Source organism: Roseivivax lentus (assembly GCF_900156805.1).
GTDB lineage: Bacteria > Pseudomonadota > Alphaproteobacteria > Rhodobacterales > Rhodobacteraceae > Roseivivax > Roseivivax lentus.
Genome location: NZ_FTOQ01000001.1, coordinates 214,806 through 238,258, shown reverse-complemented (window position 1 = coordinate 238,258; position 23,453 = coordinate 214,806). Strand labels below are relative to the sequence as shown.

Here is a 23,453-nt window from a genome sequence, read left to right as displayed (position 1 = left end):
CGATGCGCGCGCTTCTCCTTATGGCGATGACGCTGTGGTCGCTGGCCTTCGCGCGCGACCGGGCGGAGGACTGGATCGCGGCCACCGCCCTGCCGCCGCTGGTGCCCGAGACCGGCGCGGAGGTCCGCGACCGCCACGATGCGCTGCTGCGCGCCTTCACCGTCGGCGACGGGCGCTGGCGGCTGGCCACCTCGCTCGACGCGGTCGATCCGCAGGTGATCGCCATGCTGATCGCCTACGAGGATCGGCGCTTTCGCCGCCATGCCGGGGTCGATCCGCTGGCGCTTCTGCGCGCGGCGGGGCAGGCGTTGCGGCACGGGCGGGTGGTCTCGGGCGGCTCCACGCTGACCATGCAGGTGGCGCGGCTGCTGGAAGACAGCGGCACGGGCGCCTGGTCGGGCAAGCTGCGCCAGATGCGCCTCGCGCTCGCGCTGGAACGCCACCTGTCGAAGGACGAGATCCTGTCGCTCTACCTGCACCTTGCGCCCTATGGCGGCAATATCGAGGGGCTGCGTGCCGCATCGCTGGCCTGGCTCGGCAAGGAGCCGCGCCGCCTTACCTCGGCGGAGGCCGCGCTTCTGGTGGCGCTGCCGCAGGCCCCCGAGGCGCGCCGCCCCGACCGCCATCCGGACGCGGCCCGCACCGCCCGCGACCGTGTGCTCGACCGGATGCAGTCGGCGGGGCTTTTGACGCCCGAGGCCACCCGGGCCGCCCGCCGCGACCCCGCGCCCACGGCGCGCCATCCGATGCCGGCGCTGGCCCCGCACCTGACCGCGCAACACCGTGCCGGGACGGGCCGCATCTCCCTCAGTCTCGATGCCGGGCTTCAGCGCCGCCTCGAGGCGCTTGTCGCGCGCTACATGGCGCCGCGCGATCCGCGCTTGTCGGCGGCGCTGATCGCCGCGGATCACCGCAGCGGCGCGATCCTCGGCTATGTCGGCGCGCCCGGATACACTGACGGCCCGGGGCGTCATTACGTCGACATGGCCAGCGCCCTGCGGTCCCCCGGCTCGACGCTGAAGCCACTGATCTACGCGCTCGCCTTCGACCGGGGGCTCGCCCATCCCGAGACGCTGCTGTCGGATCGCCCGGTGCGCTTCGGCAGCTACGCGCCAGAGAATTTCGACGGGCTCTATCGCGGCGATGTCTCGGCGCGGGAGGCGCTGCAATTGTCGCTGAACATCCCCGTTCTGCACCTGACCGAGGCGCTGGGCCTGGCGCATCTGATGGCGGCGCTGCGGCAGGCCGGTCTGCGCCCCGCGCTGGCCTCGGAGCCCGGCCTCGCCACCGCGCTGGGCGGACTGGGGCTCAGCCTGCGCGATCTCACGCAGCTCTACGCCATGCTGGCCGCAGGTGGGCAGGCGCGCCCGCTGACCACCGCACCGGCAGAGACCCAAGCCGGCCCGCGCATCCTGTCGCCCCGTGCAGCCTGGCAGGTCGGGCACATCCTGTCCGACATTCCGCCGCCCCGGGCCACGGGCCAGCGCGGCGCAGTCGCCTACAAGACCGGCACCTCCTACGGGCACCGGGACGCTTGGGCGCTCGGGTATGACGGCGGGTTCGTGGTGGGAGTCTGGATCGGCCGCGCCGATGGCACACCCGTGCCCGGCGCCTTCGGAGGCGACACCGCAGCCCCCCTGCTGTTCGAGGCCATGGGCCATCTGCGCGGCGATGCGGTGCCGATGCCGCCGCCCCCCGCCGATACGCTGCTGCTGTCCAACGCCGAGCTGCCGCGCCCTCTGCAGCGCTTCGCGGATCGGGGTCAGGCGCGCGCCGGGCTGGCCATCACCTTTCCGCCCGATGGCGCGATCCTGGAAGGGACCGGCACGCTGCCCGTCAAGCTCGAAGGCGCGCGGCCGCCCTACACGCTGCTTCTGAACGGCGCGCCCGTTGCCACCGGGCTCAGGACGCCGCAGACGATCCTCGACGCGGCGCCCCCGGGCTATTCGGTGCTGTCGGTGATCGACGCGGGCGGCCGGGCCGCGCGCGCGTCGATCCTGATCCGGGACTAGAGCCGCTCGATCGCGATGGCGATGCCCTGCCCGCCGCCGATGCACATGGTGATGAGGCCGATCTTTCCGCCCGTGCGCTCCAGCTCATAGAGCGCCTTCACGGTCAGGATGGCGCCCGTGGCTCCCACCGGGTGGCCCAGCGCGATGGCTCCGCCATTGGGGTTCACCCGCGCGGGATCGAGGCCCAGACCCTTGTTCACCGCCAGCGCCTGCGCGGCGAAGGCCTCGTTGGATTCGATCACGTCGAAATCGCCCACCGAAAGCCCGGTGCGCGCCATTAGCGCCTCGACCGCGGGGATCGGGCCGATCCCCATCACCTCGGGACGCACACCCGCATGGGCATAGCCCAGAACCCGCGCCAGCGGTTTGGCGCCCTTGGCCTGCGCGGCCTCGGCGGTGGCGAGCACAAGCGCCGCCGCGCCGTCATTGATGCCCGAGGCATTGCCCGCGGTGACGCTGCCGTCCTTCTTGAAGACGGGCTTCAGGCTGCCGAGCTTCTCGAGCGAGGTCTGCTTGGGATGCTCATCGGTGTCGAACGCCACCATGTCGCGCTTCACGCGCACCTCGACCGGCACGATCTGATCCTTGAAGCGCCCCTCGGCGATGGCCTTGGCCGCGCGTTCCTGGCTTTCCATCGCGAAGGCATCCTGCGCCTCGCGGGAGATGTCATGCTCGCCCGACACGTTCTCGGCGGTCACGCCCATATGGCCGGTGCCGAAGGGGCAGTTCAGCGCGCCCAGCATCATGTCGAGCGTGCGGATATCGCCCATCTTGGCGCCCCAGCGCTGGTCCGGCACGATATAGGGCGAGCGCGACATGCATTCCGCGCCGCCCACCAGCGCCACCTCGCAATCGCCCATGCCCAGGGCCTGCACGCCCGAGACGATAGCCTGCGCGCCGGAGCCGCAGAGCCGGTTGACGTTGAGCGCGGGCGCGGTGTCGGGCACGCCCGCCTCCATCGCCGCGACGCGGCTGAGATACATGTCGCGCGGCTCGGTGTTGATGACATGCCCGAAAAAGACCTGCCCCACATCGCCGCCCTCGAGACCGGCGCGCTCCAGCGCGGCCTTCGAGGCGGCGGCGGCGAGGTCGATGGGCGGCGTCCCGGCGAGGCTGCCCCCGAAGGTGCCGATGGCGGTGCGCGCGCCCGACAGAATGACGATGTCCTTGTCCATGATGCTCTCCCTTTTCCCTGCTCCGGACTATGACCTGCACGGACGCTCGCGCAAGGCGCAACGTGCCGTCACGGGGCGCGCGGCCCCCCTGTCTTGCCTCTTTCCAAATACGCGGCGCCGCGCCGGTCGCCCCAAACGGCGCCCGGATATCAGCGCATCGGCAGACGCACCGCCGCGTCGAGGCGGATCGTCTCGGCGTTCAGATAGGGGTTTTCGACGATCTGGGTGGCAAGAAGCGCGTATTCCGCGGGCAGGCCCAGCCGCGCGGGGAAGGGGATGTTGCGCGTGATGGTCTCCGACACCTCGTCGGGCAGGCCCTCCATCATCGGTGTGTAAAAGAGACCCGGCGCGATGGTCATCACCCGGATGCCAAGCTTGGCGAGATCGCGCGCGGCGGGCAGCGCCATCGCCGCGACACCGCCCTTCGAGGCAGCATAGGCCGACTGGCCCATCTGCCCGTCCTGGTAAGCGATGGAGGCGGTGTTGATGACGACGCCCCGCTCGCCGCTGTCCAAGGGGTCGAGCGTGGCCATCGCGCCCGCGGCGTGGCTCATTACGTTGTAGGTGCCGATCAGGTTCACGCGAATGACCTTTTCGAACATCTCGGTCGCAAGCTTGCCCTCGCGTCCCACGACCTTGGCGGCGGGCGCGATGCCCGCGCAGTTGACCGCGATGCGCGGCGCCTGGCCCAGCGCCGCGATCGCCCCGGCCACCGCATCCGCGACCGCGGCGCTGTCCGAGACATCGACCGCGAAACCCGCGCCGCCGATTTCCGCCGCCACCGCCTCGGCCGCCTCCGCGTTCAGATCGAAGATCGCGACCCGCGCGCCCTTGTCGGCCAGCGCCCGTGCCGTCGCGGCACCGAGGCCGCTGCCGCCGCCCGATATGATCGCGACATGTCCGGATATCTGCATGTTCAGTCTCCCAGCAGGAACAGGGTGATGGACGGAAACGCCACCAGAAGCGCGACGCGGATCAGGTCCGAGGAGACGAACCACATCACCGCGCGATAGGTGGCCGACATCGGCGTCTCGCGATCCATCGAATTGATGATGAAGAGGTTCATGCCCACCGGTGGCGTGATCAGCCCGACCTCCACCACGATCAGCACGAGGATGCCGAACCAGATCGCCATATGCTCCGCCGACATGCCGAAATCGAGGATCGAGATCACCGGAAAGAAGATCGGGATGGTCAGCAGGATCATCGAAAGGCTGTCCATCAGGCAGCCGAAGACGAGGTAGAACAGCAGGATCATCAGAAGCACGGTCATCGGCGCGAAGCCCTGCCCCACGACCCAGTTCGACAGCTCCTGCGGCACCTGGCTGAGCGCCAGGAACGAATTGTAGAAGCCCGCGCCCAGCACGATGAAGAAGATCATCGCGGTGGCGGTGGCGGTCTGGATGATGCTTTCGCGGAACACCCCCCAGCTGAGATTGCCCGAGATCAGCGCCGCGATGCCGGTGCCCGCCGCGCCCACGGCGGCGCCTTCGGTGGGGGTGAACCAGCCCAGGTAGATGCCGCCCACGACCAGCATGAAGACCAGGAGCACCGGCCAGACCTGCGCCAGCGCGCGCATCCGCTCGGCCATGGGCACCGGGTCGCGCGAGCCCGCCGCATCGGGATGGACCCGCACATAGACCGAGATCGTCAGGATATAGCCGATGGCGGCGAGGATGCCGGGGATGAAGGCCGCGAGGAACAGCTTGGCGATGTTCTGCTCGGTCAGGATGGCGTAGATCACCAGGATCACCGAGGGCGGGATCAGGATGCCGAGCGTGCCGCCCGCCGCCAGCGTCGCCGTCGAAAAGCCCCCCGAATAGCCGTAGCGCTTGAGTTCCGGCAGGGCGACGCGGCTCATCGTGGCCGCGGTGGCGAGCGAGGATCCGCAGATCGCCCCGAAACCCGCGCAGGCCCCGACTGAGGCCATCGCAACCCCACCCCTGCGATGGCCGAGCCAGGATTCCGCGGCCCGGAACAGCGATTGCGACATGCCCGACAGCGTCGCGAACTGCCCCATCAGCAGAAACATCGGGATGATCGTCAGCGAATAGCTGGAGAAGGTCGAATAGGTCTCGGATTTGAGCTTCGACAGGAACATGTTGGGCGTGCCGATCACCAGCCACAGCCCGCCCATCCCGCACAGCAGCATGGCAAGCCCGATGGGCGCGCGCAGGAAGATCATCAGCAGAAGGACGGGAAAGCTCAGAAAGCCCAGTTCGAGGTTGCTCAATGATCCGCCCTCTGTTCCTCGGGCATGAAGCGGCCGCCGGTGATCAGCCCGGCCACGCGCGCGCCTGCGCAATAGGCCGCGACGATGGAGGCCACGACCGCGCCGGCGAGGCTGAGCGCATAGGCCCACCAAATCGGGAATTGCAGCAGGAAGGTCGTCTCGCCGTAGCGCATCTTGTCGAACATGCCCTGGGCGAGGCGCCAGGTGACGAGGAAGATCGTCAGCGTCAGCACGACCTCCCAGAAGGTGCGCAGGACGCGGTTCGCCCGCCCGGGCATCATCTGGGTGAAGACATCGACCGTGGCATGGGCGGAATAGAGCTGGCAGACCGGCAGAAAGGCGAAGATCGCGAAGGCGACGCCCGCCTCGACCAGTTCGAAATCGCCGGTGATCGGCCCCACGCCCGCCGCGATCAGCGCCTCCGCGAGGCCCGGCGCCAGACCGGTCAGAAAGGCCGAGTGCCCCAGCGTGTTGAGGCCGCGCCCCAGGACCGAGGCACAGGTCAGGATCACCAGCGCCACCAGCACGACACCGCCGATCAGCGCCATGAATCGGGCCAGACGGTCGATCAGCGCGAGCATGTCCTCTCCCCCGGGATCAGAAAGACCAGAGGGGCGCGACCGACGCCGCGCCCCCCGTACCGCTCAGGCGGCGTCTCAGTTGGTGTTGGCCTCGATCAGCTCGAGCGAGCGGGCGCGCAGGGCGGTGCCGTCCATGCCGCGCTCGTCCATCTCGGCGATCCAGCGGTCGATGGTGGGCTGCGCCGCCGCTCGCCATTTCGCGGCCTCTTCCTCGCCGATCTCGATGATGTTGTTGCCCGCATCGACGGCCATCTGCCGCGAAGGGCCATCATCGGCCTGCATGGTCCGGCCCGCGAGGCCCGAGAATTCGAGACCCGATTCCGCGTCGATCACAGCCTTCAGATCGTCGGGCAGCGCCTCGTAGCGATCCTTGTTCATCGCGAAGATGAAGGCGGTGGTGTAAAGTGCGGGACTAGCCAGCTCGGTGTGGTTCTGCACCAGCTCCGGCACCTTCAGGGCGGCGGTGACCTCCCACGGGATGACCGCACCGTTGACCACGCCCTTGGACAGCGCCTCGGGGATGGCCGGGACCGGCATGCCGACCGCGGTTGCGCCGAGATCCTCGAACATCTGCGTGGTGATGCGGGTCGGGCCGCGCAGCTTCATGCCGTTGAGGTCAGCAAGCTCTTCGACGGGCTCATCGGTATGGATCACGCCGGGGCCGTGGACCCAGACACCAAGGACTTTGAAGTCGGCGAAATCCTGATCCATCATCGTCTCTTCGGCGAGCTGCCAATAGGCGCGGCTCGACGCTTCGGCATCGGTCATGGAGAAGGGCAGCTCGAACACCTCGGCGCGCGGGAAGCGGCCCGGCGTATAGCCCGCCACGGTCCAGACGATATCGGCCACGCCGTCGATCACCTGGTCGATCAGCTGCGGCGGCGTGCCACCGAGTTGCATCGCGGGATAATGCTGGATTTCGATCCGCCCCTCCGACGCCTCCATCACGCGATCCGCCCAGGGGATCAGGATGTTCTTCGGGACATTGGCCTGCGCGGGCAGGAACTGGTGCATGCGCAGGGTAACGTCCTGTGCAAGCGCGGCGCTGCCTGCCCCGAGGCTGAGAGCCAGCGCGGCGGCGCCCGCGAAAAGTCGGCGCGTGATGGTCATGATATCCTCCCTTGGATGGCCCTGGTTCCCCCGCGCGCGGCGCGGTGCAGGCCTGCATGACGCATTGATGCCGCAGGTCCACGTGAAGTGCAATTGCCGCCGCGACCTGCAGAGAGGCGCACCCGCGATCCCGGCCGCGGCGATGCCGCAGCGCCGCCGGACGTGATGCAATCCGTGTTGCATGTCCGCGGCACAGAGCGTTTGACGCCCGCGTGTCAGAACCGTTCGAGCAGCCGCTCGAGGTAATCCAGCTCTTCTTCCGGGCGCTCACCCTCGCCCGAGCGGCGGCGGATCTCGTCCAGAAGTTCCCGGGCGCGGCGATAGACATCCTCGCCGCCCAGCATCTGTTCGTCCGATCCGATCTGGCCATTGGTGCCCGCCGAGCGGCCCAGCGGATCGCGCTGCTGGCCGGGATCGGAGCCTTCGGCCTGCCCCTGCTGGCCCTGCTGCCCTTGCTGGCCCTGTTGTTCGGCCAGCGCCTCGCCCAGGTTGCGCATGCCTTCCCGCAGCGCTTCCATCGCCTCGGATTGCCGGTCGATGGCCCCGGCGAAATCATCCTGCCGCAGCGCCTCCTCGGCGCCTTCCATCGCGCCTTCGGCCCGGTCCAGCGCTTCGCCCGCCGCGCGACCGCCCTCGGTGCCCTGTCCGGGCAGGTTCTGGCGCTGGCGATTGAGTTCGTTGCGCAAGGCGCGCTGCCGGTCGGCGAGGCTTTCTTCCAGCGATTGCTGGTCGCCGCCCTGACCCTGCTGGCCCTGCTGCTGGCCCTGACCGTCGCCCTGACCCTCGCCGGGCTGGCCTTCGCCGCGCCCGTCCTGCTGCTGGCCCTGACCCTGCTGCTGGCCCTGTTGACCTTGCTGGCCCTGCTGACCCTCGCGGTTCTGACCGGGATTGAACTGCTCCTGCAGGTCGCGGAACGCCTGGTCGGACAGGTCCTGCTGTTCGCGCAGCGTCTCGCCCAGCCCTTCCAGCGCCTGCTGACCGGGGCTGGGCTGGCCCTGCCCCTGGCCCTCGGTGATGCGCATGTTCTCCATCATCTCCTGCAATTCCTGCAGCGCCTGCATGGCCTCGGCCATGCGGCCTTCCTCCATCAGCTCCTGGATGCGGTCCATCATCTCCTGCAGGTCGTTCTGCGTCATCTGCATGCCGTCCTGCGGGCCATTCTGCGCGTTCTGATCGCCGTTCTGGTCGTTCTGGCGGCGCTGTTCCTGCGCGAGCTGGCGCATGAAATCGTCCGTGGCGCGGCGCAGCTCCTGCATCAGTTCGGCGATCTCGTCCTCGGACGCGCCGTTGCGCATGGCCTCTTCCAGCCGCTCCTGCGCCCGGCGCAACCGTTCCCGCGCATCGTCGAGGTCGCCCTCCTCGAGAACCAGCGCCAGGTCCCACATGGCCTGCGCCAGCTCGTCGCGGGTCGTGTCGTCGAGCCCGGTCTCGAGATTGGCCTCGAGCCTGCGCAGGATCGTGCGGAAGCGCAGGTAATGGGAGGATTGCCGGAACAGCCCCTCGGGCTCGTAGCTGATCGCGCGCAGGATCAGCGCGATGTCGCGGGCATTCTCGCGGTTCCACAGAAGCGCTTGGCGTTCCTCGATCAGCGCCGCGGCCATCGGTTCGAAGAACCGCCGCCCGGGCAGGGTCAGCACGTCGGGCGCCGCCGCTCCGGTCTGGCCCGCGGCATCGCTGACCGACAGCGTGATCTCCACCGGCAGGTTGGCCCAGGGATGTTCCGAGAAATTGCCGATCAGCGCTTCCTCGAAATTCGCGCGGTCGCCCGCGACCGGCAGGGGCAGCGTGACCTCGATCGCGGGCCGCGCCTCGGGCTCCATGCGGCGCCCGTAGCGGCGGTCGACCTCCGCCAGCGCGAGATCGATCCGCGCTTCGCCGCCGGTCACGGCATAATCGTCGGTCGCCACGAAGGGCAGCGAGGCCGCGCCGTCGTATTTCACGTCGAACGGCCCCGCACGGGTCACATCCGGCGCGCGGTCCGGCGTGACCGAGAAATTCCAGGCGCGCCCGCCCAGCCCGTCGATCGCCACGCGGCCCGATTGCGCCACGACGAAGTCCTGCGCCGTGGCGGTGGCGCCCTCGCCCGCGCCATCGGATTGCGTCTCGGGGGTCAGCGGATTGCCCGACACGGTCTCGCTCACCGACAGATCGCCGGGCGTGCCGTAGAGCCTGAGCGTGACCGTCGCGCCCGCGGGCACCGAGAGGTCCGCCGCGGTGATGTCGTTGAGATAGACCGCGGGCAGCCTCGTATAGGAGGGCGGCTCCATCCAGCCTTCCCAGCTTGGCCCCGAGGCCACGTCGCCCGCGCCGCCCGGTCCCATGCCGGTGACCGAGGAGACCCGCATCACCGACCCGAAGAGAAGCGCCACGGAGAGCGCAAGAAGGGCGGCATAGCGCAGCGCATAGGGATCCTGTTCAGAGGTCTTGAGGTCCGGCTCCACCGCGCGGGCCTCGGCCAGCCGCGCCCGCATCCGCGCCTGGTGCGCGTGCCAGACCGCCTGGCTCGCCGCATCGCCGGACCCGATCGCCTGATGGTCGAGCGCGGTCGAGATGGGCCGCCCGGGCATGGTCGCATCGAGCCGCATGATCGCGGCCTCGCGCGTCGGCCAGCGGAACCGCGACGCGCCCCACCATCCGGCCCAGATCAGCGCCGCCAGCGCCAGAACGCCCGCCGTCCACACCGCCTCGACCGGAACGAGGTCCTGCAGACCCAGCATCAGCGCGGCGATCACCGTAATCAGCACCGACCAGAGCGGCCAGAACGCCCGCACCAGCCGCTCGGCCAGAAGGCCCAGGCGCGTCAACGCCGCCGGACGCCGGACCTGCGCCAGCACCTCTGTCGGATCGCTCATGTGATCGGCCATCACGGCTCCAATATTCGGGGGGCCGCGAGACGGATCAGCCTACAGCCATTCCGGAATGCTATCGCGCGAAATGATTTCGTCAAAGTTTGGCCGCGCCCGGATGACGGCATGGTGATCGCCCTTCACCAGAATCTCCGGGATCAGCGGCCGCGTGTTGTACTCGCTCGACATCACCGCGCCATAGGCCCCGGCGGAGCGGAAGGCGACGAGGTCGCCCGCCTGCAGCTCCGGCATCGCGCGTCCCTTGGCGAAGGTGTCGCCCGATTCGCAGACCGGGCCGACCACGTCGTATTCGGTCCGCTCATGCCCCGCCGCCGGTTCGATCACCGGCACGATGTCGTGCCAGGCGTCGTACATGGCCGGACGGATCAGGTCGTTCATCGCGGCGTCGAGGATGAGAAAGCGCCGCCCCTCACCCTCCTTCACGTAGATCACGCGGCTCAGAAGGATGCCCGCATTGCCCGCGATGAGCCGCCCGGGCTCGATCTCGATCTCGCAGCCCAGATGGCCCACCGTCTCCTTGATCAGGGCGCCGTATTCCGTGGGCAGGGGCGGCGCGCTGTTGGACCGCGCATAGGGAATGCCGAGCCCGCCGCCGAGATCCAGCCGCTGGATGTCGTGCCCGTCGCCGCGCAGCGTCTCGGTCAGCTCGGCGACCTTGCGGTAGGCCGCCTCGAAGGGCGCAAGCTCGGTCAGCTGCGAGCCGATATGCACGTCGATGCCGACGACCTCGATGCCGGGCAGCGCGGCGGCCTCGGCATAGACGGCCCGGGCCTTCGAGATCGGGATGCCGAACTTGTTCTCGGACTTCCCGGTGGCGATCTTGGCATGGGTCTTGGCGTCCACGTCCGGGTTCACCCGGATGGTGACCGGCGCGGAGACCCCCATTTCAGCGGCAATCCGGCTGATGAGTTGCAGCTCGGGCTCGCTTTCCACGTTGAACTGCCGCAGGCCGCCCGTGAGCGCCTGACGGATTTCCGCTTCGGTCTTGCCGACGCCCGCGAAGACGATCTTGTCGGGCGCGACGCCTGCGGCCACCGCCCGCGCATATTCCCCGCCCGAGACCACGTCCATGCCCGCGCCAAGCGCCGCCAGCGTCTTCAGGATGGCCTGGTTCGATGCGGCCTTCATCGCGTAGCAGACCAGGTGCGGCAGGCCGTCGAGCGCCTCGTCGAACAGCCGGTAATGCCGCTCCAGCGTGGCGGTGGAATAGACATAGGCGGGTGTGCCCACCTCCGCCGCGATCTCCGGCAGGGGCACGTCCTCGGCGCAGAGCACGCCGTTCTTGTAGTCGAAATGGTCCATATCCGGGTCCCGCTGTCAGCTTGCCGCCCCTCTACCCGAGCGCGGCGGCAATCAGAAGCCCCCAATCTGCGGGGCGGCACCGCGTCGCAACGCCCGGGATCGGCGCGATGCCAAAGGCTTCATCTTTCCGGACTGTCGCCCGGGGTTCGGGGCAGCGCCCCGACCGCCCGATGATCGGAACGATCATTCGGGCCAGAGCTGCGCGCGCGCAGCGCGCCCCGTCAGGTGACCGGCCGCGACCGGAGATAGAGATAAAGCGGCAGACCGCAGCTCACGCCGATGCAATAGGTCGCCGGGATCGCCCAGAGCCCCGACCAGTTCCGACGCACCGCCACTTCCGCGATCACCCAGATCGTCAGCGTGATCGCCGCGATGGTCAGGTCCCAGGTCAGCCCGGTGGTGGACTCGTTCACGTACCACGCGTCGATCAGCCGCCCGAGCGACCATTCGTTGGCCGCCATGTAGGACAGGAAGTAATACATCGGATGGATGGCGCCCCAAAGCGCCAGCGCCAGCCACAGAAATCTCAGACCTTGCATCAGAACCCGATCCCGACAGTGACGTTGCCGCGCGTCTGGGTGATCGCGCCGCCCACCCGGACGCCGTCCGATCCCGCCGACACGCTTACCGAGGTTGTAGTCTGCGGCGGCGGCGGGCCAAGCGCCTCTTCGAACGGATTGGGTTCGGGCTGAGTGCAGCCGGCCAGCGCGAGGGCCACGACGAAAGCCCCCGCACGGCTCACCGCGACGCCACCCCGATCGAGGCGCTGCCGCTCACCGAAAGGCCGATGGGCGGCTCTTCCTGCGCCGGGTCGGGCCGTTCGGGCGGACCATCGGCACCGCAGGCCGCAAGGGCGAGGCAGGCCAGGAGGGCAAGGCGTCTCATCCGAGGATCTCCTTCCAGCGGGCGATCTGCGTCCGCACCTGATCGGGCGCGGTGCCGCCGTAAGACGTGCGGCTCGCCACCGAATTATGCACGCCGAGCACGTCGAAGACAGCCCCGGTGATGCCATCGTGAACGGAGGTCATGTCCGAAAGGCTCAGATCCGGCAGGTCGCAGCCCTTCTTCTCCGCAAGCGCGACCAGAGCGCCGGTGACGTGATGGGCCTCGCGGAAGGGCAGGTTCAGCTCCCGCACCAGCCAGTCGGCGAGATCCGTCGCGGTCGAGAAGCCCGAGGCCGCCGCCGCCTCCAGCGCGGGCACGTTGGCGCTCATGTCGCGCACCATGCCCTCCATCGCAGCCAGCGCCAGCAACCAGTTGTCGGCGGCGTCGAAGACCTGCTCCTTGTCCTCCTGCATGTCCTTGGAATAGGCCAAGGGCAGCCCCTTCATCACCAGCGTCAGCGCCACGTTCGCCCCGAAGATCCGCCCGATCTTGGCGCGGATCAGCTCCGCCGCATCGGGGTTCTTCTTCTGCGGCATGATCGACGAGCCGGTCGAGAACCGGTCGGACAGGGTCACGAAGCGGAACTGCGCCGAGGACCAGATCACCAGCTCCTCGGCCATGCGCGACAGGTGCACTGCGCTGATCGACGCTACCGACAGGAACTCGAGCGCGAAGTCCCGGTCCGAGACCGCATCGAGCGAATTGGCCGCGGGCCGGTCGAAGCCCAGCGCCGCCGCCGTCATGTGCCGGTCGATCGGAAAACCCGTGCCCGCCAGCGCCGCCGCCCCGAGCGGGCTTTCGTTCATCCGCACGCGCGCATCGCGCACGCGGGAAAGATCGCGCCCGAACATCTCCACATAGGCCATCATGTGATGGCCCCAGGTCACCGGCTGCGCGGTCTGCAGATGGGTGAAGCCCGGCATGACCCAATCGGCCCCCGCCTCGGCCTGGGCGAGGAGCGCGCGCAAGAGCGCGAGGAGCTGCGCCTCCGCCGCATCGAGCTGGTCGCGCACCCAGAGCTTGAAGTCGGTCGCCACCTGGTCGTTGCGCGACCGGCCCGTATGCAGCCGCCCGGCAGGCTCGCCGATCAGCGTCTTCAGCCGCGCCTCCACGTTCATGTGGATGTCCTCGAGCGCGGTCGAGAATTCGAACGTCCCGCCCTCGATCTCTGACAAGACGGTGAGCAAGCCTTCCCTCATCGCCTCGGCGTCGCTAGGTTCCACGATGCCCGTGGCAGCCAGCATGGCGGCATGGGCCCTCGATCCGGCGATGTCCTGCGCCGCCAGCCGCTTGTCGAACCCGATCGAGGCATTGATCGCCTCCATGATCGCGTCCGGCCCTGCGGCGAAGCGGCCACCCCACATCTGGTTCGAGGTCGTATCTGACATTTCCTGGCCTTCCCTGGAGGAGACATGATCAAAGCTCTTGGCGCGCTCGTCTATACCGCGGCACTGGTACTGGCAATTCCGGCCGCCGCGGAGATCACCGCGCTGTCGGACATGCGCGACGGCGACATGAAGAAGCTGAACCTGCATTCGGAGGCCAAACCCGTCGGCACCGCCGATTTCCAGACATTCGACGGCGATCCCCTGAACCTCTCGGACTACCAGGGCAAATGGGCGCTGGTGAATTTCTGGGCCACCTGGTGCGCGCCCTGCCGCAAGGAGATGCCGCAATTGTCCGAGCTGCAGACCGAACTCGGCGGCGCGGATTTCGAGGTCGTGACCATCGCCACGGGCCGCAACCCGCCGCCCGCGATGGAGGCCTTCTTCGACGAGATCGGCGTTGACAACCTGCCGCTGCACCGCGACCCGGGATCGACGCTGGCGCGGCAGATGGCCGTGCTGGGCCTGCCCATTACCGTGCTGATCGACCCCGAGGGGCGCGAGGTCGCGCGGCTGACCGGCGACGCGAACTGGGCGTCCGACCCGGCCAAGGCGCTGCTGCGCGCGGCTATCGACAGCCAGTAGCGCGCGGCGGGAAGCCGCCGTCCGTCCGGGGCGAGCCGCGCGATTTGTTGACGCTGGGGAACGCTGCTGGCATCATTTTCTGCATAAAAACAAAAAACTCGCAGTCAGACCCATCAGCAGTCCCGGAGTAAGACATGGCCAAATTCCTGCTCGTCGCGGCGCTTGCCGCGCCCTTTATCCTGTCCGACACCCTCGCCGCCTCCGCGCAAGGCAATGAACGCTGGATCCCCATCACCTCGAAGAACGAATTCCTGATGTCCGTCGCCGGAAAGCAGCTCGAGGACCCGCGTGGCAACACGCTCTTTCTCGGCAGGAACGGCCGGTACAAGGCGGTGCTGAACGGAAAGGCGGCCGCGGGCACCTGGGATTGGGAAAACGGCGTGCTCTGCCGGCAAAGCGCGGACGATTCGAACAGCGGCTGCACCACGTGGGAGGTCGCGGGCGACTGGGTTCGCCTGAACCGCGTCTCCGGCAATGCCGACCGCGTGCACCGCTACCGGTTCAAGTGACGCCACGCCCGGATTGACAGATCGTCCCGCCGCCCGGCTATCTCGGCGGCGGGAGGACGGAGCATGCCGCTTGGCATTCTGATCGCGCTGGTCGTGGGCGGCATCATCGGGATCGCCCTTCTGACGCGCGCGCTGGGCTTCGGCGACGAATGCCGCCTCACATCCGAAAGCGCCGCCCGCGCAGCCTTTCTGCGCGAATTTCCAGAGGTCGAGATACACGCCGTCACCCGCTGCGCCGATTGCCGCGCCGCCCTCATGGAGACCTCCCGCGGCCCCGCGATCGTCTGGGCCATGGGCGCCGACACAACCGCCCGCTTGCTCGGGCAGGCCCGGCTGACCGAGACGGAAACCGGGCTCGACATCCACCTTCCGGACATCACCGCCCCGCGCATCCGCCTGCGCCTCTCACCCGAGGAGCGCCGGGCCTGGACACAGCTGATCGGATTCAGAGCATGATCGCCGACCCGACCTATCCCGACGTCGTTCAACTGGCCGTCCCGGCCTTCATCGCGCTCATCCTGATCGAGCTATTCTGGATCGCGCTCAGACATCGCGGCGGCCGCTACGAGACGCGCGACGCGGTCACTTCGCTTCTGATGGGGGCGGGCAACGTGGCGTCGGGCATTGCGCTGGGCTTCGTCGCCTGGGGCTTCTTCATGCTCCTGTGGACGATCACGCCCTTCGATCTCGGCACCGCGTGGTGGGTGGTCGCGCTGTGCTTCGTGCTCGACGATCTGCGCTATTACTGGGTGCACCGCTTCGGCCACCGCATCCGCTGGGTCTGGGCCAGCCACGTCAATCACCATTCGAGCCAGCACTACAACCTCACCACCGCCTTGCGGCAGACCTGGACCGGCGCCTTCACCTTCATGATGATCGTGCGCGCGCCCCTGATCCTTATGGGGTTTCATCCGGCGATGGTGCTCTTCGTGGGCGGTCTGAACCTGATCTACCAGTTCTGGATCCACACCGAGGCCATCGGGCGCCTGCCCCGCTGGTTCGAGGCGGTGATGAACACGCCCTCGCATCACCGCGTCCATCACGGGCGCAACCCGCGCTATCTCGATGCGAATTACGCCGGGGTCTTCATCGTCTGGGACAAGATGTTCGGCACCTACGTGCCGGAACTGGACGAAGAACGGGTCGATTACGGGCTGGTGCACAACCTCGGCACGTTCAACCCGCTGCGTGTGGCGTTCCACGAATGGATCGGGCTCTTGCGCGACGTGTTTCAGCCCGGGCTGACGCTGCGCCAGCGGCTGGCCTACGCCTTCGCGCCCCCGGGTTGGAGCCATGACGACAGCCGCGACACATCGGCGGCGATCAAGGAAAAGCACCTCGCGCGCCACCCCGAAGATCGCGGCACTCCGGGCTTTTCGTGAGCCGGGGTGACAGGGCCGGGGCGCACGCCTAGCCTGACCCCATCAACAGGAGGGGTCCCATGTCCGTCGACCAACCCATCGGCATCATCGGCGCGGGTGCGCTTGGCGGGGCCATCGCCACGGCGCTTCTCGACCGCGGCGGATGCGCTCCGGAGGCGTTGACACTGGTCACGCGCTCGGGCCGCGCTGACGCCTTCGCCGACCGTGGCTGTCATGTGACGGCCCGGGCGTCGGGCGCCGCGCGGGACTGCCCGACGATCTTGCTTTGCGTGCCGCCTGCATCCCTGTCCGCGCTGGACCTCCACGCGCCCGACGCGCTGGTCCTGTCGGTCGTGGCGGGCCTCGGCCTCGCGCGCATCCAGGCCATCACTGGCTGCCGCGCCGCGATCCGGGCCATGTCGAGCCCCGCCGCGGCGCGCGGTCTGGCCTATTCGCCCTTCGTCATGGGTCCCGGCGCGACCGAAGCCGACCGGGCCAGTGCAGCGGCCTTTTTCGGAGCTTGCGGCGACACCGACGAGATCGCGGACGAGGCGCAGATCGATTTCTTCACGGCCCTGACCGGCCCGGTGCCGGGCTTTGTCGCCTTCTGGGCCGAATGCCTGACCGATTGGGCCACCGCGCGGGGCATTCCCGAGGACGTGGCCCTGAAGGCGGTGCGCCAGCTCTTCCGCGCTTCGGGCACGATTCTCGCGGAAGAGGCCGCGACCCCCGCCGCGCAGGTCGACGCCATGATCGACTATGCGGGCACCACCGCCGCCGGGATGGAGGTCTTGCGGGCCTCACCCGTGGCACGGGAGGCCGCCCGCGCCCTCGATGCCTCCGCGGCGCGGGCGCGCTCCATTTCGGACGATTAGCCGGTCACGGCCCGCAATAGGATCCGCTGCGGTACTGCGCGGTGTCGAAGTGGAAATGGTCCTGGTGAAACCGGTCCGAATCGGGGCCGAGCGTCGTGCCGAAGATGCCGCAGGCGCCCTTGTACATGCGCCGCAGGATCGGCCCCTGATTGGCGCTGCGATAGCCGCCCAGCACCACCATCTGCGAGCCGTCGCGCAGCTGGATCGCGGAGATGTCGATGGCCCGGCCCTTGCCGTGTTCCGAGATCTTCGCGCCGGGCTGGTTGTTGCGCGTCCGGCAGGCGTAATGCGCCGCGACCCGCAGGCCCGAGATGCCGCCGCCGACATTGCCCACGGCAGGCCGCGCCGCGCGGTTCAGCCAGGCCTTCGTCGCCCGCGCGGTGGAGCAATGAAGCAGCGCGGGCTGGCTCAGCCGCACGCCGTCGATCGCGCGCACCTCGACCGCGTCCTCGATCCCGCAGCCGCGGATGCGACCGGGCACGTAACCCACGTATTCGCCCTGGATATCCGGATCGCCGCAGAGCGCGCCCCGGTCCCGTTCGCGCTGCCGCGCCATGGCCTTCTGCACGAGGCTCTGGGTCCGCTGCGCCGGGCGCAGCGTCGTGGCCACGGCCAGACGGCTGGCCTGCGCGAAGGCCCGGATGTTCCGGCCCTCGTAGCCCGGGAATTCCGCCAGCGGCTCCGCCCGCGGGATCGGCTCCAGCCGGGCGAAACGGTCCCGCAATTCCGAGGCGATGATCGCTTCGGCGGCATCGGTCCCGACCGCCGGGCGCGCTTCGGGCCGCGTCTCGGGGCGGGATGTGCCGGGCGTGGCGAGCGGCGGTGCGGGCAGGGAGGCTTCTGCGGCCGCACGCGCAACCGGGCGCAAGGATGCGTCGGGAGCCGCAAGCACCGGAAGCGCCAGAATCCACGCCAGAAGTATCGCCGCGACCTGCCTCATCGTTCCACCTTCACGCGCCCGAAATCCGGCGCCTCCGTGTCCTGCCCGGCCTCGATGATACCCCGGCGGATGGCCCGGGTGCGGGTGAAATAGTCGTGAAGATGCGCGCCGTCGCCTTTGCGGATCGCGCGCTGCAGGGCGAACAATTCCTCGGTGAAGCGCCCGAGGATCTCCAGCGTCGCCTCCTTGTTGGTCAGGAAGACGTCGCGCCACATGGTCGGGTCCGACGCGGCGATGCGGGTGAAGTCGCGAAAGCCGGTGGCGGAATACTTGATCACCTCGTTCTCGGTCACCCGCCGCAGATCGTCGGCCACGCCCACCATCGTATAGGCGATGAGATGCGGCGTGTGGCTGACGACGGCGAGGACGAGATCGTGGTGGTCTGCATCCATCTCGTCCACATGCGCGCCGAGGCCTTCCCAGAAGCGGCGCAATTGCTCCAACGCCTCGGGGTCCGAGCCCTCGAGCGGCACCAGCAGACACCAGCGGTTGTCGAAAAGCGTGGCAAAGCCCGATTCGGGACCGGAATGCTCGGTCCCGGCCATCGGGTGGCCGGGGATAAAATGCACGTTGTCCGGGATGTGCGGCGCGACTTTGGCGATCACGTCCTTCTTGACCGACCCCACATCGGTCACGGTCGCGCCGGACTTCAGGTAGGGTGCGATGGCCTCGGCGACCGGACCCATCGCGCCCACCGGCACGGCGAGCACGATGAGGTCGGCCCCCGTCACCGCATCTTCGAGGCTGTCGCAGACCGTGTCGCACAGACCGATCCGTCGCGCGGTCTCGCGCGTCTCATCGGAGCGGGCATAGCCGGAGACGTGACCCACAAGACCGCGCCGCTTCATCGCCCAGAACATCGAGGATGCGATATGGCCAAGCCCGATCAGCGCGACCCGGTCGTAGATCGGCCCGCCGATCATCGTTCGCCCGCTTTGAACAGCCCGATGCAATGCGCGACGCGCCGGCAGGCGGGCTCGTCGCCCACGGAGATGCGCAGCGCCGAGGGCAGCCCATAGCCCGACACCCGGCGCACGATCAGACCCTGTTTCTGCAGGTAGGCATCGCAGGCCTCGGCTTCTTCGGGCGAGGACAGCCGCGCCAGCACGAAATTCGCGGTCGAGGTGTCCGACGGCACGCCATGCTCCATCAGCGCCTCGGCGAGCCAGGTCCGCAGGCGGGTATTCTCGGCGCGCGACTTCTCGACATATTCCCGGTCGCGGATGGCCGCCTCGGCGGCGGCGAGCGCCACGTTGGACAGGTTGAACGGTCCGCGCACGCGGTTCAGCACGTCGATGATGGGCTTCGGCGCATAGGCCCAGCCCACCCGCAGACCGCCCAAACCGTGGATCTTCGAGAAGGTGCGCGTCATCACGACGTTCTCGCGCATCTCCACGAGCTTCGCCCCGCCATCGTAGCCTTCCACGTATTCCGCATAGGCGCCGTCGAGGACGAGGATCGCCTGCGGCGGCAGCCCCTCGGCCAGACGCTCGATCTCGGCGAGGCCGACCATGGTGCCGGTGGGGTTGTTCGGGTTGGCCAGGAAAACGAGCTTGGTCTTCTTGGTGCAGGCCGCGAGGATCGCGTCCACATCCGTGACGCGCTCCTTCTCGGGCACCTGCACGGGCTTTGCGCCCGCGACCTTCGCGCTGATGCGGTACATCGCGAAGCCGTGCTCGGTATGGATGACCTCATCGTTCTTCTGGGTATAGGCCTGGCAGAGAAAGTGGATGATCTCGTCCGAGCCGACACCGCAGATGATGCGGTCCGCATCGAGGTTGTGCACCTCGGCGATGGCCGCGCGCAGGGCGGCATGGTCGGTCGAGGGGTAGCGGTGCAATTCGTGCGAGGCCCGGCGGATCGCCTCGCGGGCGACCTCCGGCGGCCCGAACGGATTCTCGTTCGAGCTGAGCTTGACCACGTTCGCCACACCGTCGATGGCGGATTTGCCGCCCTCGTACAGGGCGATGTCCATGATACCGGGTTTCGGCGCGATCTTCGTCATCTCTGGGACTCCCCTTCGGGAGGGCTATAGCGGCCCCTCCGCCCCGTGAAAAGCACCAAGGACAGGGCCGGATCGCCGCAGTCACGAAGCGGATGCGGGGATGCCTCAAAACTGCCCGATTGTTTCGCTAGCCGGGACAAAAGGGAACGGCGCCCTCGCGCGCCGGAGAGACGCAGAGGAGCCTTGGCGATGCCCGATATCTTCGCCTTCGTGGAAGCCGTGATCGGCGGCATGTCGGCCCGGATCTGGCCGCTTTATCTACCGGGCATGATCCTCCTGGCCTATTGGGTCTATCGCCGGCAGGCCCGGACGGGCGGCTTCTGGCGCTGGCTTTTCCCGCGCGAGGTTTATTTCCATGCCTCCCACTGGGTCGATATCCAGCTCTTCATCGTGGGCCGCCTGCTGGCGCTGCTGGGTGCGTTCCAGACGGTCGCCGTGTCGGTCTTCTTCGCCGCCGCCGCGATCGGCGTGCTGGGCGGGCATATCGCGCAGGCCGAAACCCTGTCGCCGGTCATCGTGACGCTGCTTCTGGTCATCGCCAGCGATTTCGCCACCTACTGGGTACACCGGGTGCATCACGAGCATCCGACGCTCTGGCCCTTCCACGCGGTGCATCACAGCGCCGAGGTCATGACCCCGATCACCGTCTACCGCAAACACCCGGTCTACGACCTGATTTCCTCGGCGGTCAAAGGCGCGATCCTGGGCCTCGCGCAGGGCGTGCTGCTGTCCTTCTTCGTCAGCGAGATCAGCCTATCGCTGATCCTCGGCGCCAACGCGTTCTACTTCGTCTTCAACGCGCTGACCGCGAACCTGCGGCATTCCCATGTGTGGCTGAGCTTCGGCCCGGTGATGGAGCACATCTTCATCTCGCCCGCCCAGCACCAGGTGCACCATTCCTCGGAACTGCGTCATTACAACAAGAATTACGGCGAGGTGCTGGCGATCTGGGACTGGATGTTCGGCACGCTCTACATTCCCGAGACGCAGGAGACCCTCCGCTTCGGCATCGGCGATGAGAACGGCGTCAAGATCGACCAGCCGCATCCGAGCCTCGTGGCCGCGCTGGTGGTGCCGCTGAAGGAGGCCGCGGCCACGCTCCGCCGGCGCAAGGATGCCGAGCCGCCGGTCACGCCTGCGGAATGAGCCGGGGCTTTTCCCTTTATCTCGATGCCCTGCGCTTCGGCGCGGCGTGCCTCGTGCTGCTGTCGCACTGGGCCTATCCGCGTTTCACCGAAGGCCGGCATCTGTGGCTGCGCGAGCTGAACCTCGGGTCGGACGCGGTGGTGGTGTTCTTCGTGCTGTCGGGACTCGTCGTCGCCTATGCCGCGACCGAAAAGGACCGCGCGTCCGGGCGCTTCGCCTTCCAGCGGCTGACGCGTCTGTGGTCCGTCGCCCTGCCCGCGCTGGTGCTGGGGCTGGCCCTCGACCGGACGGGGGCCACGCTCTGGCCTGCGGCCTATGACGGGTGGTGGTACACGCCTGCGGGTCTTGGCGAGACGCTCATTCGCGGTCTCTCTTTCACCAGCCAATGGGGCGGCGACATGCTGCGCCTCGGCACGAACGGGCCCTATTGGTCGCTCTCCTACGAGGCGGCCTTCTACCTGCTCTTCGCCCTCTGGCTCTGGACCTCGGGTATGCGGCGGCTCGTTCTGATCGCCTGCGCCATGGTCCTGATCGGCCCGCGCATTCTGCTGTTGATGCCCGCCTGGCTCATGGGCGTCTGGCTCTGGCACCGGATCGCGGCGGGGAACCTGCCGGCGCGGACCGCGAGCCTTGCCCTCGCGGCGGGGGCACCTGTGCTCTACGCCGCGGCCCTTGCCCTTGGCGCCCCGGATGCGTTGAGCGCGCAATCGGCGGCGCTCCTGGGCCTGCCGCATATGGGCAGCTTCGGATTCTCCGACGAGTTCGCCTGGAACGCGCTGCTGGGCCTCCTGGTCGGCGCCCATCTGCTGGGTGTCGCGGGCTTGGCGCGCGGCCGGTCCCCCGGCGAGGGACGCGCGATCCGCTGGCTCGCGGGCGGCAGCTTCTCGCTCTATCTCGTGCATTACCCGGTGCTGCAGTTTCTCAGCCCGGCCATGGGCGCGCGGCCCGGAGGGCTCCTCGGTGATCTCACGCTTCTGGCGGTGACCTTGGCGGTCTGCTTCGTCTTTGCCGCAGCGTTCGAGCGGACCTTGTCCGCGCAACGCCGCCTTCTTCGGGACGTGATGCCCACCTCTCGCAAGCCCGGCCTGACATCCGGCTCGACGCGCTGAGCCATGCCACCAACGGCCCGGCGCCTGAGAGTGCCGGGGTCAACGCATGTCAAACTCCGGCAATCACAAGGCGCTCAGACCACGACCTCCAGCCGGTCCTGCGCACCCACGTCGAACACGCGCTTGTAGCGCTCGATCTGCGCCTTCGGTCCCATTGCCTTGTTGGGATTGTCCGACAGCTTCACCGTCGGCCGCCCCTCGGCCTTCACCGCCTTGCAGACAAGGCTGAAGGGGGCCAGCCGGTCATCCGGCGTCAGCCCCCGGAAATCGTTGGTCAGCAGCGTGCCCCAACCGAAGGACACCCGCACCCGGCCCTTGAACTGGCGATAGAGCTCCTCGATCTTGTCCACGTCGAGCCCGTCCGAGAAGATGATGAGCTTGCCGGTCGGGTCCTCGCCGCGCGCCTTCCACCAGCGGATCGCCGTTTCGGCCCCCGCCGCGGGGTCGCCCGAATCGATGCGGATGCCGGTCCAGCCCGCCAGCCAGTCCGGCGCACGGTCGAGAAAGCCTTGCGTGCCGTAGGTATCGGGCAGGATGATGCGCAGATTGCCCTCATGCTCTTCCTGCCAATCGGCAAGCACGTCGTATGGCGCCCGGGCAAGCGCATCGTCGCCTTCGGCCAGCGCCGCATAGACCATGGGCAGCTCATGCGCGTTGGTGCCGATCGCCTCGAGGTCGCGGCTTTTCGCGATGGCGCAGTTCGAGGTGCCGGTGAACCTATCGCCCAGCCCCTCGTACATCGCCTGCACGCACCAATCCTGCCACAGGAAGGAATGCCGCCGCCTTGTGCCGAAATCGGCGATCCTGAGATCGGGGATTTCGCGCAGACGCTCGATCTTTTCCCAGATCTTCGTCATGGCGCGGGCATAGAGCACCTGCAGCTCGAACCGTCCCATATCGTTCAGCACCGCGCGCCCGCGCAGTTCCATCAGCACCGCCAGCGCCGGGATCTCCCAGAGCATGACCTCGGGCCACGCCCCCTCGAAGGTCAGCTCGTACTGATCGCCCACCCGCTCGAGGTGATAGGGCGGCAGGCGCAGGTTCTCGAACCAGTCCATGAAATCGGGCCGGAACATCTGCCGCTTGCCGTAGAAGGTGTTGCCGCGCATCCAGGTCGACTCGCCCCGGCGCAGCGACAGCGACCGGATGTGGTCGAGCTGTTCGCGCAGCTCGCCCTCGTCGATGAGCTTGGCCAGCGGCACATGGGCCGAGCGGTTGATGAGGCTGAAGGTGACCTGCGTGTCGCGCTTGTTGCGAAACACCGACTGGCACATCAGGAGCTTGTAGAAATCGGTATCGATGAGCGAGCGGACGATCGGATCGATCTTCCACTTGTGGTTCCAGACGCGTGTCGCGATATCGACCAAGGCCGC

23 protein-coding genes are annotated in these 23,453 nt (G+C 68.3%); 8 read left to right on the top strand and 15 right to left on the bottom strand.

Annotated features, from left to right (window positions below; genetic code table 11):
* The first annotated feature begins 2 nt into the window (after nucleotides 1-2).
* Nucleotides 3-2,012: a penicillin-binding protein 1C gene (gene pbpC, locus BW990_RS01155; RefSeq protein ID WP_076444163.1), complete on the top strand. Its 2,010-nt coding sequence runs from the start codon at nucleotides 3-5 to the stop codon at nucleotides 2,010-2,012.
* Here the strand turns inward: pbpC and BW990_RS01150 are convergent.
* The 11 genes from BW990_RS01150 to argH all read right to left on the bottom strand — a co-directional run bounded on the left by BW990_RS01150 (nucleotide 2,009) and on the right by argH (nucleotide 13,553).
* Complete coding sequence (locus BW990_RS01150) at nucleotides 2,009-3,187, bottom strand: acetyl-CoA C-acyltransferase family protein (RefSeq protein WP_076444161.1); 1,179 nt, start codon at nucleotides 3,185-3,187, stop codon at nucleotides 2,009-2,011. The two genes, pbpC and BW990_RS01150, sit on opposite strands and share 4 nt — an antisense overlap.
* 149 nt (nucleotides 3,188-3,336) lie before the next feature.
* A complete protein-coding gene (locus tag BW990_RS01145) occupies nucleotides 3,337-4,101 on the bottom strand; it encodes an SDR family NAD(P)-dependent oxidoreductase (protein WP_076444159.1) in 765 nt (254 codons plus the stop codon).
* A gap of 2 nt (nucleotides 4,102-4,103) precedes the next feature.
* Nucleotides 4,104-5,420, bottom strand: coding sequence for a TRAP transporter large permease (locus tag BW990_RS01140; RefSeq protein ID WP_076444157.1), 1,317 nt, complete (start codon nucleotides 5,418-5,420; stop codon nucleotides 4,104-4,106).
* Nucleotides 5,417-6,001, bottom strand: a complete 585-nt coding sequence (locus BW990_RS01135) for a TRAP transporter small permease (protein WP_076444155.1) — start codon at nucleotides 5,999-6,001, stop codon at nucleotides 5,417-5,419. The genes BW990_RS01140 and BW990_RS01135 overlap by 4 nt, the downstream gene beginning before the upstream one ends.
* 75 nt (nucleotides 6,002-6,076) lie before the next feature.
* Nucleotides 6,077-7,111 (bottom strand): TRAP transporter substrate-binding protein, encoded by a 1,035-nt coding sequence (locus tag BW990_RS01130; protein ID WP_076444153.1) that lies wholly within the window; start codon nucleotides 7,109-7,111, stop codon nucleotides 6,077-6,079.
* Nucleotides 7,112-7,326: 215 nt separating this feature from the next.
* Nucleotides 7,327-9,963, bottom strand: coding sequence for a TIGR02302 family protein (locus BW990_RS01125; protein ID WP_234990130.1), 2,637 nt, complete (start codon nucleotides 9,961-9,963; stop codon nucleotides 7,327-7,329).
* A gap of 51 nt (nucleotides 9,964-10,014) precedes the next feature.
* Nucleotides 10,015-11,280, bottom strand: a complete 1,266-nt coding sequence (lysA, locus tag BW990_RS01120) for a diaminopimelate decarboxylase (protein WP_076444149.1) — start codon at nucleotides 11,278-11,280, stop codon at nucleotides 10,015-10,017.
* Nucleotides 11,281-11,501: 221 nt separating this feature from the next.
* Nucleotides 11,502-11,819, bottom strand: coding sequence for a DUF2834 domain-containing protein (locus BW990_RS01115; RefSeq protein WP_076444147.1), 318 nt, complete (start codon nucleotides 11,817-11,819; stop codon nucleotides 11,502-11,504).
* On the bottom strand, nucleotides 11,819-12,022 hold the full coding sequence (locus BW990_RS01110) for a hypothetical protein (protein ID WP_143526033.1): 204 nt from the start codon (nucleotides 12,020-12,022) through the stop codon (nucleotides 11,819-11,821). Before BW990_RS01110 ends, BW990_RS01115 begins: the two co-directional genes overlap by 1 nt.
* A complete protein-coding gene (locus BW990_RS22005; protein WP_200798000.1) occupies nucleotides 12,019-12,165 on the bottom strand; it encodes a hypothetical protein in 147 nt (48 codons plus the stop codon). Before BW990_RS22005 ends, BW990_RS01110 begins: the two co-directional genes overlap by 4 nt.
* Nucleotides 12,162-13,553 carry an argininosuccinate lyase gene (gene argH, locus BW990_RS01105; protein WP_076444143.1) on the bottom strand — a complete coding sequence of 464 codons (1,392 nt, stop codon included), beginning with the start codon at nucleotides 13,551-13,553 and terminating at the stop codon, nucleotides 12,162-12,164. Before argH ends, BW990_RS22005 begins: the two co-directional genes overlap by 4 nt.
* 24 nt (nucleotides 13,554-13,577) lie before the next feature.
* On the opposite strand from argH, the gene BW990_RS01100 reads away from it, so the two are divergent.
* The 5 genes from BW990_RS01100 to BW990_RS01080 all read left to right on the top strand — a co-directional run bounded on the left by BW990_RS01100 (nucleotide 13,578) and on the right by BW990_RS01080 (nucleotide 16,880).
* Nucleotides 13,578-14,135 carry a TlpA family protein disulfide reductase gene (locus BW990_RS01100; RefSeq protein WP_076444141.1) on the top strand — a complete coding sequence of 186 codons (558 nt, stop codon included), beginning with the start codon at nucleotides 13,578-13,580 and terminating at the stop codon, nucleotides 14,133-14,135.
* Nucleotides 14,136-14,269: 134 nt separating this feature from the next.
* Nucleotides 14,270-14,644: a hypothetical protein gene (locus tag BW990_RS01095; RefSeq protein WP_076444139.1), complete on the top strand. Its 375-nt coding sequence runs from the start codon at nucleotides 14,270-14,272 to the stop codon at nucleotides 14,642-14,644.
* Between the two features lie 63 nt (nucleotides 14,645-14,707).
* The gene (locus tag BW990_RS01090; protein ID WP_076444137.1) at nucleotides 14,708-15,100 is read left to right on the top strand and encodes a hypothetical protein; all 393 of its coding nucleotides are present in this window, start codon (nucleotides 14,708-14,710) and stop codon (nucleotides 15,098-15,100) included.
* On the top strand, nucleotides 15,097-16,026 hold the full coding sequence (locus BW990_RS01085; RefSeq protein ID WP_076444135.1) for a sterol desaturase family protein: 930 nt from the start codon (nucleotides 15,097-15,099) through the stop codon (nucleotides 16,024-16,026). Before BW990_RS01090 ends, BW990_RS01085 begins: the two co-directional genes overlap by 4 nt.
* A gap of 59 nt (nucleotides 16,027-16,085) precedes the next feature.
* Nucleotides 16,086-16,880, top strand: coding sequence for a pyrroline-5-carboxylate reductase family protein (locus tag BW990_RS01080; RefSeq protein ID WP_076444133.1), 795 nt, complete (start codon nucleotides 16,086-16,088; stop codon nucleotides 16,878-16,880).
* Between the two features lie 4 nt (nucleotides 16,881-16,884).
* Here the strand turns inward: BW990_RS01080 and BW990_RS01075 are convergent, their stop codons facing one another.
* From BW990_RS01075 to hisC, 3 genes are read right to left on the bottom strand one after another with little or no spacing between them, the layout of a single operon-like run.
* Nucleotides 16,885-17,820 carry an extensin-like domain-containing protein gene (locus tag BW990_RS01075; protein WP_143526032.1) on the bottom strand — a complete coding sequence of 312 codons (936 nt, stop codon included), beginning with the start codon at nucleotides 17,818-17,820 and terminating at the stop codon, nucleotides 16,885-16,887.
* Complete coding sequence (locus BW990_RS01070) at nucleotides 17,817-18,743, bottom strand: prephenate/arogenate dehydrogenase family protein (protein WP_076444131.1); 927 nt, start codon at nucleotides 18,741-18,743, stop codon at nucleotides 17,817-17,819. Before BW990_RS01070 ends, BW990_RS01075 begins: the two co-directional genes overlap by 4 nt.
* Nucleotides 18,740-19,825, bottom strand: a complete 1,086-nt coding sequence (gene hisC / locus BW990_RS01065) for a histidinol-phosphate transaminase (protein ID WP_076444129.1) — start codon at nucleotides 19,823-19,825, stop codon at nucleotides 18,740-18,742. Before hisC ends, BW990_RS01070 begins: the two co-directional genes overlap by 4 nt.
* Before the next feature lie 189 nt (nucleotides 19,826-20,014).
* Between hisC and BW990_RS01060 the strand changes: the two genes are divergently transcribed.
* Nucleotides 20,015-20,971, top strand: coding sequence for a sterol desaturase family protein (locus BW990_RS01060; protein WP_076444127.1), 957 nt, complete (start codon nucleotides 20,015-20,017; stop codon nucleotides 20,969-20,971).
* Nucleotides 20,968-22,080 carry an acyltransferase family protein gene (locus tag BW990_RS01055; protein WP_076444125.1) on the top strand — a complete coding sequence of 371 codons (1,113 nt, stop codon included), beginning with the start codon at nucleotides 20,968-20,970 and terminating at the stop codon, nucleotides 22,078-22,080. The genes BW990_RS01060 and BW990_RS01055 overlap by 4 nt, the downstream gene beginning before the upstream one ends.
* Before the next feature lie 74 nt (nucleotides 22,081-22,154).
* Here BW990_RS01055 and pncB read toward each other — a convergent pair whose 3' ends face one another.
* On the bottom strand, nucleotides 22,155-23,447 hold the full coding sequence (gene pncB, locus BW990_RS01050) for a nicotinate phosphoribosyltransferase (RefSeq protein WP_076444123.1): 1,293 nt from the start codon (nucleotides 23,445-23,447) through the stop codon (nucleotides 22,155-22,157).
* Between the last annotated feature and the right edge of the window lie 6 nt (nucleotides 23,448-23,453).

Bases quoted from the DNA above. Each gene is read 5' to 3' on its own strand.
- BW990_RS01150 (WP_076444161.1), bottom strand. From the start codon at position 3,187: ATGGACAAGGACATCGTCATTCTGTCGGGCGCGCGCACCGCCATCGGC.
- BW990_RS01060 (WP_076444127.1), top strand. From the start codon at position 20,015: ATGCCCGATATCTTCGCCTTCGTGGAAGCCGTGATCGGCGGCATGTCG.
- pbpC (WP_076444163.1), top strand. From the start codon at position 3: ATGCGCGCGCTTCTCCTTATGGCGATGACGCTGTGGTCGCTGGCCTTC.
- BW990_RS01115 (WP_076444147.1), bottom strand. From the start codon at position 11,819: ATGCAAGGTCTGAGATTTCTGTGGCTGGCGCTGGCGCTTTGGGGCGCC.
- BW990_RS01125 (WP_234990130.1), bottom strand. From the start codon at position 9,963: ATGAGCGATCCGACAGAGGTGCTGGCGCAGGTCCGGCGTCCGGCGGCG.
- BW990_RS01145 (WP_076444159.1), bottom strand. From the start codon at position 4,101: ATGCAGATATCCGGACATGTCGCGATCATATCGGGCGGCGGCAGCGGC.
- BW990_RS01130 (WP_076444153.1), bottom strand. From the start codon at position 7,111: ATGACCATCACGCGCCGACTTTTCGCGGGCGCCGCCGCGCTGGCTCTC.
- BW990_RS01090 (WP_076444137.1), top strand. From the start codon at position 14,708: ATGCCGCTTGGCATTCTGATCGCGCTGGTCGTGGGCGGCATCATCGGG.
- BW990_RS01075 (WP_143526032.1), bottom strand. From the start codon at position 17,820: ATGAGGCAGGTCGCGGCGATACTTCTGGCGTGGATTCTGGCGCTTCCG.
- lysA (WP_076444149.1), bottom strand. From the start codon at position 11,280: ATGGACCATTTCGACTACAAGAACGGCGTGCTCTGCGCCGAGGACGTG.
- BW990_RS01055 (WP_076444125.1), top strand. From the start codon at position 20,968: ATGAGCCGGGGCTTTTCCCTTTATCTCGATGCCCTGCGCTTCGGCGCG.
- BW990_RS01070 (WP_076444131.1), bottom strand. From the start codon at position 18,743: ATGATCGGCGGGCCGATCTACGACCGGGTCGCGCTGATCGGGCTTGGC.
- argH (WP_076444143.1), bottom strand. From the start codon at position 13,553: ATGTCAGATACGACCTCGAACCAGATGTGGGGTGGCCGCTTCGCCGCA.
- BW990_RS01095 (WP_076444139.1), top strand. From the start codon at position 14,270: ATGGCCAAATTCCTGCTCGTCGCGGCGCTTGCCGCGCCCTTTATCCTG.
- BW990_RS01085 (WP_076444135.1), top strand. From the start codon at position 15,097: ATGATCGCCGACCCGACCTATCCCGACGTCGTTCAACTGGCCGTCCCG.
- BW990_RS22005 (WP_200798000.1), bottom strand. From the start codon at position 12,165: ATGAGACGCCTTGCCCTCCTGGCCTGCCTCGCCCTTGCGGCCTGCGGT.
- BW990_RS01100 (WP_076444141.1), top strand. From the start codon at position 13,578: ATGATCAAAGCTCTTGGCGCGCTCGTCTATACCGCGGCACTGGTACTG.
- BW990_RS01135 (WP_076444155.1), bottom strand. From the start codon at position 6,001: ATGCTCGCGCTGATCGACCGTCTGGCCCGATTCATGGCGCTGATCGGC.
- BW990_RS01080 (WP_076444133.1), top strand. From the start codon at position 16,086: ATGTCCGTCGACCAACCCATCGGCATCATCGGCGCGGGTGCGCTTGGC.
- hisC (WP_076444129.1), bottom strand. From the start codon at position 19,825: ATGACGAAGATCGCGCCGAAACCCGGTATCATGGACATCGCCCTGTAC.